Annotated in this window: 20 protein-coding genes and 1 pseudogene; 3 read left to right on the top strand and 18 right to left on the bottom strand. The window is 31.0% G+C overall.

Features of this window, described 5'->3' with window-relative positions; all coding sequences use genetic code 11:
* Position 1: 1 nt before the first annotated feature.
* Positions 2-1,543: a lipopolysaccharide assembly protein LapB gene (locus tag F5ESL0233_RS08115; protein ID WP_122059666.1), complete on the bottom strand. Its 1,542-nt coding sequence runs from the start codon at positions 1,541-1,543 to the stop codon at positions 2-4.
* Positions 1,544-2,146: 603 nt separating this feature from the next.
* Between F5ESL0233_RS08115 and F5ESL0233_RS08110 the strand changes: the two are divergent.
* Positions 2,147-2,230 (top strand): annotated as a pseudogene (locus F5ESL0233_RS08110) (transposase); the annotation flags it as partial.
* 338 nt (positions 2,231-2,568) lie between these two features.
* On the opposite strand, the gene F5ESL0233_RS08105 reads toward F5ESL0233_RS08110, so the two are convergent.
* The 15 genes from F5ESL0233_RS08105 to F5ESL0233_RS08050 form a co-directional block, all read right to left on the bottom strand.
* Complete coding sequence (locus tag F5ESL0233_RS08105; RefSeq protein ID WP_122059665.1) at positions 2,569-3,165, bottom strand: recombinase family protein; 597 nt, start codon at positions 3,163-3,165, stop codon at positions 2,569-2,571.
* A gap of 122 nt (positions 3,166-3,287) precedes the next feature.
* On the bottom strand, positions 3,288-4,127 hold the full coding sequence (locus tag F5ESL0233_RS08100; RefSeq protein WP_158593148.1) for an HNH endonuclease: 840 nt from the start codon (positions 4,125-4,127) through the stop codon (positions 3,288-3,290).
* A 59-nt stretch (positions 4,128-4,186) separates the two neighbouring features.
* Positions 4,187-6,466, bottom strand: coding sequence for a DNA topoisomerase (locus tag F5ESL0233_RS08095; RefSeq protein ID WP_122059661.1), 2,280 nt, complete (start codon positions 6,464-6,466; stop codon positions 4,187-4,189).
* A gap of 12 nt (positions 6,467-6,478) precedes the next feature.
* Entirely contained in the window at positions 6,479-7,606 is a 1,128-nt protein-coding gene (locus tag F5ESL0233_RS08090; RefSeq protein WP_122059660.1) for an ArdC-like ssDNA-binding domain-containing protein, read from the bottom strand.
* A gap of 89 nt (positions 7,607-7,695) precedes the next feature.
* Positions 7,696-8,358, bottom strand: coding sequence for a zeta toxin family protein (locus tag F5ESL0233_RS08085; protein WP_122059658.1), 663 nt, complete (start codon positions 8,356-8,358; stop codon positions 7,696-7,698).
* On the bottom strand, positions 8,355-8,531 hold the full coding sequence (locus F5ESL0233_RS08300) for a hypothetical protein (RefSeq protein WP_158593147.1): 177 nt from the start codon (positions 8,529-8,531) through the stop codon (positions 8,355-8,357). The genes F5ESL0233_RS08085 and F5ESL0233_RS08300 overlap by 4 nt, the downstream gene beginning before the upstream one ends.
* A 102-nt stretch (positions 8,532-8,633) precedes the next feature.
* Complete coding sequence (locus tag F5ESL0233_RS08080; RefSeq protein ID WP_122059657.1) at positions 8,634-9,308, bottom strand: CPBP family intramembrane glutamic endopeptidase; 675 nt, start codon at positions 9,306-9,308, stop codon at positions 8,634-8,636.
* Positions 9,309-9,352: 44 nt separating this feature from the next.
* On the bottom strand, positions 9,353-10,489 hold the full coding sequence (locus tag F5ESL0233_RS08075; protein WP_233554991.1) for a toprim domain-containing protein: 1,137 nt from the start codon (positions 10,487-10,489) through the stop codon (positions 9,353-9,355).
* A 57-nt stretch (positions 10,490-10,546) separates the two neighbouring features.
* On the bottom strand, positions 10,547-11,491 hold the full coding sequence (mobL, locus tag F5ESL0233_RS08070; RefSeq protein WP_255409642.1) for a relaxase MobL: 945 nt from the start codon (positions 11,489-11,491) through the stop codon (positions 10,547-10,549).
* Positions 11,452-12,138, bottom strand: coding sequence for a relaxase MobL (gene mobL / locus F5ESL0233_RS08475; RefSeq protein WP_255409641.1), 687 nt, complete (start codon positions 12,136-12,138; stop codon positions 11,452-11,454). Before mobL (F5ESL0233_RS08475) ends, mobL (F5ESL0233_RS08070) begins: the two co-directional genes overlap by 40 nt.
* A gap of 15 nt (positions 12,139-12,153) precedes the next feature.
* Positions 12,154-12,504 (bottom strand): hypothetical protein, encoded by a 351-nt coding sequence (locus tag F5ESL0233_RS08065; protein WP_133158298.1) that lies wholly within the window; start codon positions 12,502-12,504, stop codon positions 12,154-12,156.
* 9 nt (positions 12,505-12,513) lie between these two features.
* Complete coding sequence (locus F5ESL0233_RS08060) at positions 12,514-12,831, bottom strand: hypothetical protein (protein ID WP_103716078.1); 318 nt, start codon at positions 12,829-12,831, stop codon at positions 12,514-12,516.
* Between the two features lie 490 nt (positions 12,832-13,321).
* The gene (locus tag F5ESL0233_RS08435) at positions 13,322-13,552 is read right to left on the bottom strand and encodes a hypothetical protein (protein WP_233554990.1); all 231 of its coding nucleotides are present in this window, start codon (positions 13,550-13,552) and stop codon (positions 13,322-13,324) included.
* Between the two features lie 251 nt (positions 13,553-13,803).
* Positions 13,804-14,025: a hypothetical protein gene (locus F5ESL0233_RS08430; protein ID WP_233554989.1), complete on the bottom strand. Its 222-nt coding sequence runs from the start codon at positions 14,023-14,025 to the stop codon at positions 13,804-13,806.
* A gap of 297 nt (positions 14,026-14,322) precedes the next feature.
* A complete protein-coding gene (locus tag F5ESL0233_RS08050; RefSeq protein ID WP_122059655.1) occupies positions 14,323-15,381 on the bottom strand; it encodes a replication initiator protein A in 1,059 nt (352 codons plus the stop codon).
* A 438-nt stretch (positions 15,382-15,819) separates the two neighbouring features.
* On the opposite strand from F5ESL0233_RS08050, the gene F5ESL0233_RS08045 reads away from it, so the two are divergent.
* Both F5ESL0233_RS08045 and F5ESL0233_RS08040 read left to right on the top strand, forming a co-directional pair.
* Positions 15,820-16,599, top strand: a complete 780-nt coding sequence (locus F5ESL0233_RS08045; RefSeq protein ID WP_122059653.1) for a ParA family protein — start codon at positions 15,820-15,822, stop codon at positions 16,597-16,599.
* Positions 16,600-16,683: 84 nt separating this feature from the next.
* On the top strand, positions 16,684-16,902 hold the full coding sequence (locus tag F5ESL0233_RS08040; RefSeq protein ID WP_122059652.1) for a hypothetical protein: 219 nt from the start codon (positions 16,684-16,686) through the stop codon (positions 16,900-16,902).
* Positions 16,903-17,342: 440 nt separating this feature from the next.
* On the opposite strand, the gene F5ESL0233_RS08035 is transcribed toward F5ESL0233_RS08040, so the two are convergent.
* Positions 17,343-18,050 carry a hypothetical protein gene (locus F5ESL0233_RS08035; RefSeq protein WP_122059650.1) on the bottom strand — a complete coding sequence of 236 codons (708 nt, stop codon included), beginning with the start codon at positions 18,048-18,050 and terminating at the stop codon, positions 17,343-17,345.
* Between the two features lie 155 nt (positions 18,051-18,205).
* On the bottom strand, positions 18,206-18,774 hold a 569-nt coding region (locus tag F5ESL0233_RS08030; protein WP_199692584.1), incomplete at its 5' end, for a type II restriction endonuclease.

Raw genomic sequence — 18,774 nt, 5'->3', positions numbered from 1 at the left:
TTTAATCCTGCTTAAGAATTGCCCTATTTTTAAGTAACTGATTAGAATCAAAAATTTTTATCCATTTTTCCAAAAATTGTTTTGCTTCAACTGTCCTTCCAACATTCACCAAAACTTCGGCTGATATAGAAATAAGATCTACTTTAATTTGATTATTTTTAGCATTACTCAAAAATCTGATTTCATTAGATAAAAATTTTTTTATATATATAAATGCTGTATCATAATCATCTAATTCAGTTAATGTATAAACAAAATCATATAATGCATCAGGGTCTAAATATTCAAGTTCTTGAGCAACTTTGTAATATCTTGCTGCCTTAACAAGATTTCCTTTTTGCATTTGAACATAACCCATTAATGAATTAACCTCAGAAATTGTTTTATCAATGTTATAGGCAACCTTTAATTCTTTCCAAGCGCTATTAAAATCATTTTTTGCTATATAAACTTTTGCAAGTTCTACATAATAATCAGGAAAATCTTTATCTAAATGTAGCAACTCTTTATACGTTTCTATAGCTAAATCATATTTTTTCAATTGAGTGTAACATTGGGCTAAGTTATAGAAAAGTACGGATCTTTGCAATAGCCGCGCACCCTTTTTTGCATAGGACAATTTTTCAATAGCATCTTTTTCAATTTGTATAGCTTTATCAACTTCTCCATTCCTAAATAGTATTAATGCGTATCCATTTAACATAAATTCTTTATCTGCTTCGAAAGATTTTATATCTACGTCTCTAACATTATTTAGATAATTTTGAGCTTCAATAAGTAATTTTTTGGCAGTTTCTAGTGACTTAAGTGGGCCATCATGATGTCTGGCATATAACATACTAAGAGCATAGTTTGCATAAGCTTTACTTTTAATTGTTCCTCTTTTTTTCCACTCATTCAAATAGAACTCAGATTCAATAAACTTATCTTGCATAATCATTGATAATGACATCTCATTGTATAAATCAGGTTTAGTAGAATAATTAAACAAAAAGTTGAGTATAACTTCCGCAGTAAATGGATCACCTTTAGTAAGATAATTTTGGGCTTGTTTTTCTAGAAATTCAAATTGCGATACTTCAAAATCCAAGTTTCTTGGATTAAGTAACAAAAGTTTTTCAATTTTTTCTTCTGTATCATTTAATTGATACTCTGGTAATTCAGAATTTTCCTCTTCTATCAAGCTTAAATGTATATTTTCAAATCTAGCGACTATATGATTTAAAAATTCAGTAGTAGCTTTATGCAAATTATTACATCTATAAATTTCAATAATTATTTCTTCGTCTAAATTCGAAATTTGTTGACCTATATAGTTATAAGCTCTACGTCTACGTCCAGAAAGATAAAATCGGATTTCATTATTGAAATCCATAGAATCAGTCAAACTTATATTTTTAGCATTCATATTACCTAAATCAAGAAAATTTAAACTACTTTCTAATGGATTAGTAGTTTTTCCAATAAAGCCAGATAGCATGACTACCTCTTTAGCATCTGTCAACGGAAGGATTGTACTTTTACTATTAAATGAAATTTTCATGTTTTTAACCTTTATTAAAAAAGCGAGGAGTAATCCTCGCTTACGACATTATTTATCTGCGTTTAATGCTCTTATAGCAATACATTACAGAAAAGTTTGCTTTCTTTTCTGTTGGCACAGACTTAACCATTTTCTTTGGATTGATTAATTTCATCACACCCACCTCTTCTCATCATTTATTTATTACTATTTTATATTTTTTTTATTTAAAACTAATAAATATTTCCTATAAGAAAAAATATATTGACTTCGAAAATTGCAATTTTCGAAATTATTAAAACAGAAGGAATGTAGCTTACCTAGCTCCAGAAAGCGTCCTTCAATTAACTAAAGACCGATTCCACTTTAATCTTACACTAGCCATAGATGTGTTTACCAGTTTTGCTTTGCAAAACTACTTGCGTCTGGACCTTAAAATACTGCCAGGTTGGATTGTAATTAAGCTGCCATGGACAAGTAAAGCCGTATCGGTTAGCTTAGCTGAACAGCGCTTAAGTTAAAACACGTGCCTTGGTGGTCAAAACTTGTTTCAATGCATCTTCAATGAGCGCTTGCGAATAATAGTGGCAGGGTTCATCCAGAATCTGCAGACCGTGATAGTCAATCAACCTCAAGATTAAGCAGATTGAGCGCAGAGCCTATGGCTATCGCAATTTCAGTCATCTAGTTGCTCGCATCAAACTGTGAGAACCTAAAGCGGTAATCAAAAAAAGCATCAAGCTACCTAGTAGCCTAAAATGCTCAAGCAAAATATTATAAAAACTCTAGCGACAGCATTTGCCAAAGAGTCGATTTTTTGTATTTTAGATAATTTAGTTAGAAAAATAGTCCCGAAAATTGTCTAACTTTTGGGACTCATTTCATTGAATAGTTATGGAATTGGTCTTTTTGATTAATTACTAACTTTGTCAACCGCCTTTAAAGCGGCTACTTGAAATTCATAGAAGGAGTCTTACTTTGTAAGACTTCTTTTTATCTATAGCTATATTTTAGCATGATTAAATTGATTTTGTACAATGACTTGATTAACTTATCCGGGTTATCTCTAGTTTTTCTCTATACCGTTTAAATGTTATCCGATTGATTCCAGTTACCTTGCTGACGGCAGTATCAGTCATACCACTTTGATAAAGCTTAAAAGCGTGTTGTAATTGTGGACTATCTTTATCATATTTAGGCTTTCTACCATGATAACGCCCCTCTGCTTTAGCTATTTCAATACCTTGACGTTGGCGCTCTTTAATGCGCTTGCGCTCGCTTTCGGCTTGATACTTGTATAATTCCAAAATTAAGTTATTCATTAGCTGACGCAAATTTGGGTCTTCAATACCACGCAAAGAGGGAAAATTTAAAATATCAAGTGTTGCACCTTTTGCCTTTATGGCATCCATGATTTTAGTCAAATCTTGATTATTACGCCCTAACCGATCAAGTTCAGTTACAATTACGACATCATCTTCACGAATATAATCTAACATGTTTTGTAATTGGGGACGTTTAGTATTTGTCCCTGACATTTTGTCACAGAACAATTTGTCTACTTGAATTTTTTCTAATGATTCAATTTGCCGATCTAAATTTTGATCACGGGTACTAACACGTGCATATCCAATTTTTGCCATTTTTCAAATCCTTTTTGAACACAATCTAATGAACATTAATAAAAATTAGTATAACACAATTTTTATTATGAACAATAGAGTGTACCTTATTGAACATAGATACAAAAATATAATTAATATTATTAGCTTATGTCAATTACCTTTGATTTGCTAATTATTTTTGGATAACGATCTTTATTGTTTGAAACTAAGACACGATATGAAAAAATTCCGTTATATAGCAGAATACCGATCCAGAGTTTACCCTTTGGATCTGGAATGGCAGTAATGACATGGTAGGTTTTATTAGGCTTATTAAATAAAGGAATATCTTTTTTTAATGAAACCTTTTCTATATAGTCAGAATAGTTAACCTTGTTGCCAGACTTGAATTGATTCAGAATAGTCTTTAAATTGTTTCCAGTGGGATCTTGTCTATAAGTGTCTGCGTAGTACGTGTTTATATACTCAAAAGCAATTTTCAAAAACTCTACTTCAAAATAAGGAGTATCCAAATTTTTTCTAATACAAATATTTACCCGAGATTTGTTAATCTCAGTAACTGATGTTTTTTGGTATTTTTGGTTTAAACGTATAGCCTTTTTTTGGGCGATTTTGTCTGCCTCTTTTTCAGAGTTTGCTAAAACAGTGTAATTATTTTCATCAATCTTTTTTATACGTGGAATAATTTTAGATTCAAAATTATGGTCAAATATTATTTCGGTACCATCTGAATCTGTTACATGTTTAAGTGGCTGTGGATAGTCACCTTTGTGTCCTTTTTGTTTTAGAGCTGCCCGTTTAAATTCAATTTGAGGGCTATTTACAAATTTGCTGTCAATTGTTGCTCCAAGCTGACTATTGCAATCTTTACATACATTTTCGGTAATAAAATCAGGGTTGTTAGCACAAATAGCATTAGGGATAATATGTTCTCGGCTACTTTCTTTTTCTTTTCCGCAAAAAATACAAGTGATTTTCAAAATAAATCCTCCTAAACAGTACAGTTAAAACGTGGTAAAAGCTTTAAGTGACTCATTCTTTACTTTTTAAACGCTGCTTTAAATCCGAAATATCGTTTGCCCTTGTATACGTATTTTTTAAGTTTGCCGGTTACTAAATATGGATTTCCAGCTTTATTGTTTGCAGTAAAACTAATTTCGTTTCCTTGTAATAATTGATTTATTTCAGCTTGAGTGAATAAATGTGTTCCAAATTGCTTTTTAAAGCTTACTTCTTTGCCAGTGGGTGCAAAAGTACCAATTATATAACTGTCGCTTTCATCTGGCAAGTTAGGACAGAAACCAACAAATTTATATCCTTTATACGTTTGCTCTGCTAATTTACCGCTAATTTTACCTTGTTCGGTATAAAAAGCAATCGTTTTGTCTGCAAAAAGCTGAGTTAGCTCACTTTTGGTAAAACTATGGTCGCCCCATTTACTCTTAATAGCTACTTCTTTACCCTGCCAATTACCAGTAATTTTAGGTACGTTTATTTTTTCTTGGCGTTTATTCCACTCAACTTTTGCTTTCTGCAAATCTGGCAAAGAAGTTAGACTAGATTGATTGCTTAACATTATCTGTTTATCATGAATGATGATGTTAGCCATAGTATTAGGTACCGCCATTGTTGGTATTGCTAATTTGCCCACTTGTTCCATAGCTTCTTGCAATTTTAAGGTTACTTTAGGACTAGCAATTTGCGTGTGCCTACTAATCGCAGCTTGGATTAGTCCTAAATTAGTTAGATTGTATTTCTCTTTTTTATTTTCAATTAATTTATTAGTACCAGTAGACATTTCGGCTAAAGTTGATTCTTGAGTTGCTCCCGTTCCAATATTGTTTTTTGACAAGAAATTGATTACAAAGAGGTGGCTAGGTTCTTTAGGCTTAGGATTTTGTCCTTCAAAAACAAAAGGATTAGCAGTTTCTCTAAAACTAGTTATCGATAATGCTTCATCTTTTTCTTTAAGACTTTCCGAGTTGAAAATATCTTTAAAGCCTTGTTCTTGCGGTACTTTAATGGTACTGGTAAAGTCAGGATAAGATACCAGACAAGCATCGGTTTGCTTATAAATGTAATCGTTACCTAAAATTGCTAGGAAAGACCGAGCTAATGTTTCATAAATTATTTTGCCGCAGAGACCGTATTCTTCCTCAACTGCTGTTAAGCTTGAAGGAACATTTGTGCCAGGGCGATTAGCACCATGATCCGCTTTTTTTGTAAGGAATTTTGGTCGGCAGGTTGTTTGAGTTAATAACTTAGTATCAAGGTTGATTGCTTGGGCAATTTTTGGTGCTAAAGGTAAAAGTTGGTCAAAATCTTCTTGTGTGATTTTTCGATCAGCTGTTCTGGGATAAGAAACAAGATTCTGTTGGTACATTTTTTGATAAGTGTCTAGCACTTGTTTTGATTTAAAGCCATGTTTACCAACAATAACTGATAAGTGACTAAGATTTAGCAATTGTGGTGGTTGTTGCTTTTTTAAAGTTTCGCTAGTCACTTTTATGACTGAAGGTTGTAATTTAGTAACATTTTCATTTGCTATATCTTTTAGGTCATAATGCTTTGCGTTTTGCTCTTTAAAAATATGATTGTCCGTATCTTTAAACCGTAGTTCATAAAATGGCTTTTTAACATAGTTTTTTCTAGCTTCAAGCTGGTAATTAATTAGTCCAATGATTACTGATTTAAGCCGTCCTAATTTTTGCGTTTTTACATTATAATCGGCTGTTCTTTCAGCAATTAACGCAATTCTTGACAGTTGCATTGAAAGAAAATCAAATCTTTCCCTTGCAATGCCTTTTTGATATTTACCATAAGTAGCCTTATCAGTTACATCAGTAAGTGTAGTCAGTGCTTTTTTTAGTGAATTGGGCGATTCATCGGAAAAACGGGCTCGTAAGACTGGTTTGTTCCAATTGATATAATCAACTATCTCTTGTCCTAACACGTCCCCTTCGCCTGACGGATCATCATCAGTAGCAATAATTATTGCATCATGCCCTTGGGCTGCCTTTTTAATTTGATTAAGCGTCTCTTGGGCGCCTTTTTTTGGACACTTTGCCCAAGTGAAATCATTAGGATCCCAGGGGAAATTAGATAAATCTGTCCAATTTTTATATTTGGCAACCTTTTCTGGGGCAACCATTTCGTGAGGTTCTTTTAATTCCAGCAAATGACCATGTGCTGCAACAATGTCATAGCTATCTGTACCTGAATTATTTGGTATTAGATTAATGAAACCACTGAAGCCCCCCAAAGCTTCGGCAAAATGGCATGCTGCCGAAGGTTTTTCTGTTAATATTAAATATTTCAATTTATTTCTCCTTTATAAACTTCTACCACGGTTCAAATACTGTTGTCTTGCAAAATCTAGTTGATTTTGTTTAAGTGAACCCTTCTCATTTTCCAGTGTTTTTTCTGTATTTTTATTAGTTTCAGAAGAGTCAATAGATGTTGTAATCGTCTGTTCGCGTTCTTTTTTTAAGTTTAATTTGGGATCATTTAAGAAATCAACTAATTTATCGGCTGTTGAAGTAACGTTGTTTAAAATAGTTGCTTGCACCGCATGATCCAATTTACTTAGTGTTTTTCCATTATCTGTCCAATTTGCAATGTAATCAACTGTATAGTCGTGATTATCAATGCCTACGCTTTTAGCTACTAGATATGAAGTTAATTGTGCTTGTAATTCTTTAATAGGGCTTGATAGTGTAGTTGCTTCTTTTGATTCATCAGAATGCAGTTGTGCATGTCCTAATTCGTGCATAAGTGTAGTTGTATTTTCAGTAGGTGTATTTTGCGGATTAAGGTATATTTTCTTGACAGTTGGTGCTGTTACACCTTTAGCATTACCAAAGGCATTGCTAAAATCGGCAGAACTGATACTATCATCCACTGAAAAGCCAATATTTGTTGCAAATTTTCTCAGTAAGTTATCTATTTTTGCATGATCTGTTGCCTTTTTAATATCGAAATCAATATGACGATTAGGATAAATTTCTGGATATTTATCTTTTGGCATAGTAGTTTGTGTTGCATCAAATACTGTACCTATAGAAAAGGTTAGCTTTTTATGAGTCGGAATTTTCCCTTCTTTGATTTTTTCTTTTTCTATTTTAGTGCCATATTTGACGGAAATAAATTTATCTTTTCGCCAAAATTGAGTAGTTTGGATAGGTACAAAAATTTTAAGCCCATGTTCCCCTTTTTTTACTGAATATCCCAAATCCTTAAATTTTTTAAAGCTTGCTACAGCTAAAGCTGCAGGTCTTTGACTATTAATTAGTAAGCGATTTTTCATTGAATAATGCGGGAAATTATTTAAAAAATCAACCAATTCTATAAATTTTTCTGGAGAAGTAAAGTATTTTTGTACATCTTTCATTAGATCAGAAATAGTTGCTTTATCAATTTTTTGCTTTTTATCTTTTTCTTTTTTGCTTTGTTGTTCCATTTTTTAATTCCTTTTTTCTAAAAAAAAAAGCACTTAGTTAAACTAAGTGCTTTAATAGAAGTTACAAAAAAGGGCATTAAATCTGTCCTTTAACGATCTAGCCCTCTTGATTTATTAAGCTGTTGCTGTAACAAGGATTGTTGCAGTGAAGTTTGGTGTAGTGCTTGACAATCAGCTTTAATACATTCTTGTGCCCATTTGATAGAGCCGATATATGTAATATTTTGATCCCTTTCTCTTTTATAAATTGTTTTAAAATCTTTTGTATTATCATAAAGCACTATATTATCAAAACATGGAGCAAGCTGTTCCAAATTTTTTAATGATTTGGGATAACGGCGATCAATAACTTCATTAGGTATTCCATGTCCGCCTTTAGATACCCTTGATTTAACTCTTTCCTTAGCTACTTCAGGGCTATCAACCCCAACATATAGTAAAGATGTAGTAAAACCATTTTCTTTTGCTAAATTTAACAAATTTAAATATGCCTTTTTCGATGAAGCTAAAGTAGTTTCCATATTAAAGCTTTTTTTCTCTTTAATAAAACGATGAACATTTTGCATTTCTATTTTCATTGCTTTAAAGTTATCAACCGAATTATGCCAATCCAAATGATTTTTTCTAGAAATTTCATCAGCATTAGCCCGTTTAATATTTGTAAAGGAACTATTTGTTTGTGCCAGTGTACTGTATAGAGTTGATTTACCAGCACCATTGATTCCCGCAAACATATAGAACTCTGGCGTCATCTGATAAATTCCTTATTATTTATAATTTCTTTTTGATTTAATTGCAAGATTCGGTCATAAATTGTGCTCCAAAACTTTGCTTCATCTGGATTGGAAATATTCATCATTTTTTTGTCAAGTTCGCGAATATCCATATTTAAAATGGCTTGATCTAATTGTTCTGGAGTAATCATAAGCTGTTCTCCTTTTTTAAAATATTGTTAATAATTATACCTTTTAAAAATATTGTTAATTATATCATGTTTTTTTTAAGAATTATTGATTTTATCAAATAATTAAAGTGTGGCAAACATGACCAACAAGTTGTTGCTTAGGTGTGTAAAATAGGGATAAGTTAAGTCTTTTGTTTGTGTATATTCGTAAGCTAAAATCATACCACAAATTGTATATACTAAAGTAAACCAATCTAGTTTTGGCTCATGACACAAACCAAAGATTATTCCGTTTACTAAAATACCAGTAAAATATTTAAGTTTACTGGTTGTTGGACTGCTAAAAAAAAAGTTAAAGAAAAATCCTCTAAAAATAATTTCTTCAAACGCTGGTGCAATAAACACCAGCCAGAGATTTAGCATAAAAATATTTGAATTTTGTTGAACTTTATTAATTGCATTTTGGTTTGTAGAAGTACCGCTTAATAAAAATTCTGCAATTATTTGAATACCCCAAATAGCTAGTAGTGCAATTAGAGCAATAGTAAAGTTTTTGCTTTTAAACTTAGTCCTATTTTTCTGAGACAGAGAAGTAAAATTCCACAAATTTTGCTGGTTAAGCCGTTTTTGGTACATACTGTATAAAACCATTAAAATACCTGAAACTACAACTAAATTAAATACAATACCAATTGCTCTTGTATTTTTATCTACAGGTATTATAAAAAAACTTTGAGCAAAACCATAAACCAAAAACCCAACAACGAGTTGTCCAAACCCGATTAATTTTTGTTCCATCTAGTCAAAGCACCTCCCGACCTTCTTTTTAATAATGGCTAAAATTATCTCTCACGTCCCATTAATTGACTTCTGGCATATTCTTGAGCTTGTGGATCAGCAATTAATGTTTTTTTTATAGGCTGTCTGCTTTTAGTTAAAGTTTTTTTTGCTTCATTTTGAATCTCTCGGTAAGCCTTAAGTACATCATTCCAATCTTTGCCATACTTAGGGCTAGGCTTAATATATTTAACTTTTGGGTATTTACTTTGAATTTTATGAGCAAAATTTTGTCCGGCTGCATCATTATCAACTCCAAGTCCAATGCTCTTTATTTGACCGCCTTCCTTTAATAACTGATCTGCAATTGTTTTGATAAAAGTATTAAAAACACTTTCCTTCAAACCATTCATTGCAACAAACCTAGTATTTTGTAATCCAATTGGATTTTTAGCTTTAGAAAGATCAAAAAAACTAATAGCATCAATTGGAGATTCAAAGAATCTAATATTTTCTGGCGTTTTACCGTGCATGTTGGGCGAATCAAAATAAAATCCATATCCCATGGTTGAATTTTTTTCAATTTGTTTCAAGGTACCCCGTTTACCAAATATTTTATGATTAACATAGGTACCTTGTTTTGATACACCTAAAACTTTGTGTTTGTCTTTAGGATCACGCCAAATAAAAAGAGCACTACCTTTACGGTCTTGCTCTAGCATTTTATTTTGATGTAATTCATTAATCGTTCTATTTGAAATACCTCTAGTGTGGTGCATATAAGCCCAAACTTGATTTATTTTACCTTCAGGGTCAAGCTCTTTTGTATCAAATTTAAAGGGTTCTCTTTTAATTGTAAAATTTGCCCCTTTGCTAGCCCCAGACTCTAAAACATTTTTAGTAGCAGTTAAAAATTTGATATTTTTTGTTAAGTTTTCATCTGCCAATTCATAGTTTAGGGCAAAGCTCAGTGCGCCTTGACCAGAAATACCTCTAGAGTTCCACATAAAATAATTTTTCGAAGGAATGATAACTAAACTGTCATGTTCAACTCCACGATAAGAGTTTGCACCAGTTTGTTCTAAATCAATCCCCCGTTCGTGGGCATAATCTAAAATGCTTGCCTGATTAGCTGCACGAATTTGTTCTTTAGTAAATTTTGAAATGCTGTTTGCTTCAGCGGACGTTGCTTTTTCTTCCATGAAAAGTTCCTTTCTCAAATAAAAACAACTATTTCCATTAACTAAATAGTTGTTTGTTTAAATATTATCTAAATCATGTTCAACAGCTCTTTGCATCTTTTCATATTCACGCAAGGCTTTCCTTGTTTTAAAATCAACATGTTGCTTTTCCCAAACTTTTTCTTGATTACTTTTTATTTTTTGTAATTGTTTTTTTGTAATTCTAGGTAAATGTTTTGGGCGATTAGTTGCCTTATTTTGTTCTTTTGAATGCTTTCTAGAATTATTTTTATAATTTTTTGCTTTGGATTGGACTTCATTTAAAACTGATTGGACATATTGCTCGGGTCGTACCTTATCTTTTAAGTTAATCCTGTGTCGCTGATTTCCATTTGCTTTTTTATCTAGCTCACGTAAATCATGAAGCAAGGCGTTACCGTTTCGTGCATAAATACCTTCTTTGCCGTACATTTGATTTGAGGCATAATTTTTTGTATTGCGTTTACTTTTGCCATAAAGAGCGACTCGTGTCTCTTGCATTTTTAAAACGTTATTTTTCCAATCTTGAAAATCTTTGTTATCACTTAAAAGATGGTCAACAATTTTATTCAAACTTTTTTGCTGACTAGAATTAAGTTTATTGTAGTTCCACTCTCGCCTTGAAGTGGGCAGGGTACTCATTAATCTATTAATTTCTTTTTGAAAATCTTCATTAATAATATTTGTTGCTAAATTTTTTTGAACCGCCTTCCTAATCTTTTGACGTTCAATTGACAATATTTTTGTCAACTCATTTGTGCCAATTAACTCATTTGCAAAACTACTTTTCATGTGGTCAATAGTCGATTGTTTACGTCTACCTTTAGGTTGCTTTTGACCATTTCTTTCAATACTCTGCCTTCTTGGCTCACGTTCAACTGTCGCAATATGAATATGAACATTGTCTGTATTACGATGGATTGATGCCACCCAATACATTTGATTTAATGGCGGATCCATTTCTTTTTCAAATACATCTTGCATTTTTTTGTTGCTTTTTGAATTTCATCTTCATTTAAAAATCCGGTTTGCGCATCTAAAATTTTTTGCTTTTTCAAAAATTCGTTATCAAAGCTAATAACGTCTTGCCACAAAACACTGCCCTTTTTTTGCGCTTGATTAAGCTGCTTTCGAATATAATCCATATCTTTTAGTTGAACTAAATCTTTATCAGAACTAAAAACACCGTCAAGCACTTTTTCTTTTGTTGATCTTACCTCGCCTATTTTTTTTGCAGCTGTGTTTACTTTTACTAGTTCTTCTCGTTCTTCCGAATTTAGACCATCTTCATTTGCTTTTTTATTTAAAGCCTCCTTTCTTATCATGTAGCCCAAATACTTATCAAATTCAGCATCGTTTAAATTATAAAATTCTTTTTCGTGTAGTATTTTTTGTGCACTCTTTTGGCGGTCAGAATTTCCTTGTTCTTTAAATTCAAAATTATTTTTTTCGTTTAAAGAATTAATTCTTTCATCAACCTGTGCTAACTCTTTTTTTTCTTTTTCGCTTAAATATTCTTTCGCTTCCAGAGCTTCTTTTCGAGCGATATAACCTAGATATTTCCCGTAAGCATGATGTGATGTTGGCGTTGAAAATCTGGAAGTAAGAATAATTGCTGGTAATTTTTTCATTTAAATAATCCATACCTATAAAATTTGCCCATGGTTTTTTTGCATTTGATCATTAATTCTTTTATCAACTAATTTTGACGCCGACTTATAAACGTCTGCCTCAATCCCATAACCAATATTTTTTATGCCTTTGTATGAAAAATATTCTGAAATCATTTCGGATAAAATACCGACTTGCTTTTTAGTAAAACTGATTTGCTTTTTCATTTGTTGGAGATTTTCGCCTGCTTCAGTTTTTTGGCGCATAAATTTAAATAATTCTTTTTTGTTTTTCAAATTATTCTTTTGCATTAAATCTTTAACCCACTGCATTTCATTTTCATCAAGATTAAATCTAAGATTGTAATATGAATTTTGCTTCATCATTTAACCCCCCTACTCTTCTTTTGCTTCCACAAGACTTAATGAATCTAAAAGTTTTAGTCCTTCTTCGTCCCCTTCAATAAAAAACTTAGCTAAAACATTAAGTGCAAATAAAAGTTCTTTCAACAATTTGTTTTGTTTCTTAATCAAGATACTAACTTCTGTATCTTGCTTCTGCGTTTCAAATTCAAGTGGTATTTTTTCAATTTGTTCTCGTAAAAAACTCTCTCGTGAAATTTTTTTCGGAGCATTTATGTTTTTTTCTAAAACAATTTTGTCAATTGCTGCTAAAGTTTTTCGACTTAATTTTCTAACTTTGATTTCTGCCATGTTTTTACCTCCAATTTTTGTTGTGATTTTTGGTGCTTATATTCGATATATAGCCTATTTTTTTACTCTCTAGTAAAGAGCATAAGGGAAATCCGACCCCACGCTTTTTGCGAAAGCGTGCTGGGCTTGGTTGTACCAAGCGATTTCCTATTTGTAAAAGTGGGGGCACTTTATTGCCTGTTGGCAATTTTATCGCCAACATTTATTCAGGTTTGATAACATTTTGACGATTTTATCGCCACTAGATATAGCTAAAAACCGAACGTGGCGATAAAATCGCCACCCACTTTTTAGCCCACTTTCGGGGCTATTGTGGTAATATTACAAAAATATTACAGAAGAAAATTAAATTCTTTGATGATTGTTCAAAAAAAATCGAAATTTTGTATTATATTTTCCAGTTTGCTTTTATTTTCCTTTTTAAAAATTCTGACCAATTTTTTTGGCATTATTCATCAAAACTGCCTTTTTCAATGGCAGAAATTGTATCTTAATATTTGCTAATCATCTTTTTACTCGCTGTGATAATTTGTTTTTGCTCTGTAATATCTGTGCTTAAATCTGTGATATGTGTTCTTATATTTTCTTTCTGATTTTCTGGCATTCTCTCTAATTTATCTTTTGCCTGCTGTAAATTTTCTTCATCACTTTTAATAGTCGCATTTGCATTTGAAATTTTATTTTGTTCTTTAGCAATATGGTTCTTGTTACATTTACTCATGTAACTCCTATCTAGAATATAATCTTACATCTTAATTTTTTGATTTACTTTTTGCGGAAGAAAATCTACTTTCAAAATGCCAAATCCTTTTTTAATGTTTTTAATTTCAATAACTAAGAGGTGATTATTAACTTTGATTGTTTTAATGTTAAGTCGAGTCCCCTCTTCACCACCATGTTGAGTGTCAATTACCCGAATTGCATATTTTATATTACTTAATGCGGTGTCATCTGAAGTTGAAGTTATGTTGGTTAATCGCCAATGTAATATTCTAAAAGTATATTGCCTGTATCTGGATTATAAACAGAATCAGCTAAATGCAACGATGAGTTACCAGTTACTATGTTAGTTATTTGTTCAGTATCCACACTTTTGCCAGTCCAATATGGCGAAACAATTATTATTAAAAAGATTACCAACACTATTCCAACACATGCCAAATATTTATTTCGGTATCGATGTTTGTTGTACAATTTCAATGCTTTTTTCGTTTATTATTTGTCAAATTCATCGTTCCTCTCTAAATTGTTTGTTTCGATATTTGCATCTTTGTTTGAATCATTTATTTCAGTTCTTAGTTGATCTATGATTGTATTTGACGTTGCTTTTTTGAGCCGTCATGATTGAAATAAATTGTTATTTGGTTTGCGGTGCAACATTAAACATTCTACTTTTCTTAATTACTTCATCAGTTATTAACTGCAAAAGACACCAGAAGCTCTTAAAGATTTTTCTGAAGATAAAGACAATAATTAGTGTGGTAAATAAGTTTACTCTTGAGATGCCAATGCAGAATGAACATAAGTATTTAAATTATTAACCATTGCTGTATATAAATATCCTTCGTAATTAGTAATGCGTTTACTCGAATCAGTGTCTACTGTACGGATTCGGTTAAAGTAATTACGTAACCATTTTGGCATTTCATCGGTTAAATTTTCTAAGTCTAACAAGCCTGTGTAAGCCCCAAAGCCTTGATTAGTCATGTTTTTAGTTACTGCTTTTTTAGCATTCAAAATAATCTGAACAAAACGATAAACTTCTTTTGGTGTTTTGCACCATGATTTGATTAGGATTGCTGATTCCTGATTTAAAAATGGAGGCATATCTTTATTGTTAACTAAATCAGGTAAATGGTTAAGTAAATCTGTATTTTGTTTTTCAATTTGCTCAGGCGAATATTTGTTCTCAGAAAAGTTTAACTGAGTATCTTCATGTATCTTCTTAGTATCTATATTATTATTATATAAATTGTGTTTCATTTTGATAATGTCGCTTGGCTCTAAGGATTTAGCACTTTCGTCTCGAGGTTTCATTTTGATAATGTCTTGTGGCTCTGAGGTTTTCGGCTTCGAATTATTTTCGTCTCGAGGTTTCATTTTGATAATGTCTTGTGGCTCTGAGGTTTGTGCTGTATTTTGTTCTATTCCTTGTTTTATGTATACATCTTTAGCTGTAACTTCTAAGTCAGCTAGGTAAAGTCGATTAGGTAGATTCTTTTTTTGTTTTGGATCAAAGCCTTGATTGATTTGAAATAATAATCCTTTTTGTTCAAGTTCTTTTTTTATTCGAACTACTTTAGCAGAACCCCAGCCAAAAAGATTATGTAGTTCTTGATTAGTAAAAATAAAATATACTCTATTATCAGTGTCTACCCAGTTGTTTTGAAGACTATAGCTTAAGCGATTCTGTAAGACCATATATGCTAATTTTGCGCTGTCACTTAAGTCCCGATATTTCTCGCCATACAGTAAAACTTCTGGAAATTGTAAATATTTAACGCCGTATGCACGTTGTGAAGTAATAAAATTAAAGTTTGTTTCGTTCATTTTGAACTCCTTTTTAGTAACAAAAAAGTCGCAGTAGATTAACTACTGCGACTTTGGTTTATCAGTTTTTCGATTATTTTTCTTTTTTGTGAGATAAAAGTAAGGAAGTATTGTTTTAATATTACAAGAATGGTATACTTTATCTAAAGAAAATAATTGATTAGCTAGGTCTAGTAGTTGATCAACGGGTTTATAAAAAGCGCCAACTTTTTATAAACCTTTTTTTGTTTCTTTATTAATTAAATTTTAAATTTTTGTTTCTTGAGATAAATATATCAATAAAAGTTTAATATTGCAACAGCAAATTTTGTTATCATATTATAATATAATATATTATAATACATAATGATGTATCATAATATATTTTTTTAAAATATATTATGATACATCATGATATAATGTGATGTATCATAACGTGACATGGCAGGAGGATAAACTATGAAAATTATTACCTTTTCAGCGATTAAAGGGGGAGTTGGAAAAACAACTTTAACTTTTAATTTTGGTGAATGGTTATCAGCAAAAGGAAACAATGTGTTACTGATTGATTCTGATCATCAGTGTTCATTAACTCAAACTTACGATATATATACTACTGAAGGAACAATTGCTAGCATTTTTGATAAATCTGGGGAAGCAAAAATCATTGAACTGCATAAGAATCTATCTTTAATTCCTGCTAGCATGGACTTGGATTCAGTGAACAATGAATTGCAGACAAAGCCTAACAAGGAATTGTTAATGTACATGTGGGTTGCAGATCATTACAATAAACTCAAAGAGTTTGATTACATAATCATCGATACACACCCAGATTTCAGTACAATTACTCAAAACATGATAGCAATTAGTGATTTTGTTTTTAGTCCAATTGAACCAAGTGAATATGGTTTTATTTCAAAAACAACATTGGAATTACGCTTGAAGCAGCTAAAAGATGAAGTTATTAATGTGCAAACTAGGGAGTCATTTGTAACAGCAGAACTAAAATTTATTGGCAATAGAATTAAATCTAATACCAAATCATCTAAAGAATTTGTTGAAAAAATGATGGAAGATTCTAAAACAATTGCTATGATTCCTGAGAGAGAAGTTGTGAACAAAAGTACACTCGATCATGAGCCGTTGGTTGAAATGGAAGGGGAAACAGGGTTGTCTAAGAGCAACAAAGAATTTCTAAGTAAGATTGACAAAGTGTTTGAAAAAATGAGCAAATAGTATCATAATACATTATAACATATCATAATATGTTATAATGTATTATGATATATTATGACACACAATAGTAAAGGGGAATATAAAATGACAGATGATAGTAGATTTAGTGAGAGTAAAATTGATTCTATAAAAGGGGCAATGGGTGGACATGATACTAAACGGAGAGTTGAGAGAAGAATTAATAAAAGCTATACCATTAGACCTGATGTAGCCAATGAACTTGTAGCCAAAGCTAATGAACAAAACTTAACTGCGTCTCGATACCTTGAAAATATACTAATGAAAGAGTTTGATATAAAATGATATAATATAGCATAGCATAATATATTATATTTAAAATACTATAGAAATTATGGAGGATACTATGGCTTTTGAACCAAATAAAAATATAAGGCAAGCATAGCAAGATAGCGAGATAAACAAAGAAAATATAACACAGGGCATGATTTTACCTAGTAAAAATCAAAGTGAACGTGAAAGAAAAAAGAGTTATACTTTCACTTTAAAACCAAGTATTAGAAAACAATTTAACCAATTAGCAAAACAACAAGGTTATAATTCTGATTCGCAATTTTTAAGTGACTTAATCGAAAGTATCAAAAAATAGAAAAATGTAAAAAATACCCTAGTTCAAACGGATTTAGGGTATTTTTTGATTTCTACAAATTCTTTGGTTAATATTGCACTCACTAAAAAACAGATTTAATGATAGTCCTAATTAGAATGACTAGGTTTTTTGTTAGCTAAATAAAGTTTAACGTTTTTAGTGAATCAGGACCGAAGTATTCAGCTGCCAAATTGAAAACTTTAGTAAATGAACCAAATGAGGTATTTATAATTTCTAGAAACCCCACTGTATTAACTATAGAGCTTATAATTACCACAAACTGTTTATTTCCAGTTAACCAATAAATTGCACTAAACATTTCTATGAAAACCCCATAAACTATTAATTGATATATAACTAAATAAAGATCATGTACAATAGCAATAACATCTTTTGTATAATTTTTCTTTCTAGATTTCTTTCTAAAGTCATCGTTTAAATTCAATAATTGCTTACTAAGATTATGAGCAAATTGTTTATATTTAAATATTATTATTGCTCCTATTATTACTCCTGTTACTAATATAATTCCTAGTGTTATATTATTTTTATATTTACTGGGTATAAAAAAATTAATACAAATTACAATATAAATGAAAATAATTAAAATAAATAATAAGATACTGCAACAAATTAAAGCACGACTATTATATTTCTTTATTTTTTCTAGTTTACTACAATCAACTCTAATTTCATTATAACCTTTATTGTTATTAAGAATAGTTTCCATTTTTGAATTTTTTATTTCTTCTTTTCGTAATTGATTCCGTAGTTTATTAACATTCCTTTTTTCTTTTGCTAACTCAGTTCGTAACTCAGCTTGTTTTCTACTAAAAAAATCCATTAATAGTTTCCTCCTTTTTAAACCAATCTACGTACTTTTTCGAAATTTGTAAATTCTTAATTATTAGATCAAATTAGTTACTTACTTTTAAATTATCGCCACCCCATATGATCTTTGTATCAGAGACCTTAATAAAACTTTGACAACGATATTGTCTAATATTTTGTTATTTGAGTAGAATAATAGTCTTTGACATATTTTTGACTGTGTTTATCGGCTTGCTTTTTAAATCTATCTTCAATATCTTTTAAATCTTCTGCCTGATATATGTGATTATTCCAATTATTCTCGGTACTTATTATCTTAGAAAATAAATCTTCATATGACATAACCATACTTTTATTTTTGTACAATGTATTTTTTGAATTTTTAGGTACAACTAATCTTATTGTTGCTTCATCCAATTGTCGAATTACGTCATCTGTAATATGAGTATCAAGAGTTGCTAAATACATAGTAGCTGCAGCAGTTCGATTCTCTTCCTCACTTACCTCTTGCCAACGTTCTCTGAGAGTGGTTTTTGCACTAATAAGCACAGTATTATAACGGTCTATCGTAAAATGTGTAGCCGAAGGGGTTACAATATCAACCATTTTACCTAATCTTTTATCTTTAAATTCTTTTCTACCAACAGAACCTTGACTATCCATAGTAATATTACAAGCCATTAACAGAAGTTCAAGGATAGCTTCGAATTCTTTACCTGCTCTACTTCTACGACTAT

The sequence above is a fragment of the Lactobacillus sp. ESL0233 genome (assembly GCF_003692995.1).
Taxonomy (GTDB): Bacteria; Bacillota; Bacilli; order Lactobacillales; family Lactobacillaceae; genus Lactobacillus; species Lactobacillus bombicola.
This window is presented reverse-complemented; position numbering and strand designations above follow the sequence as displayed.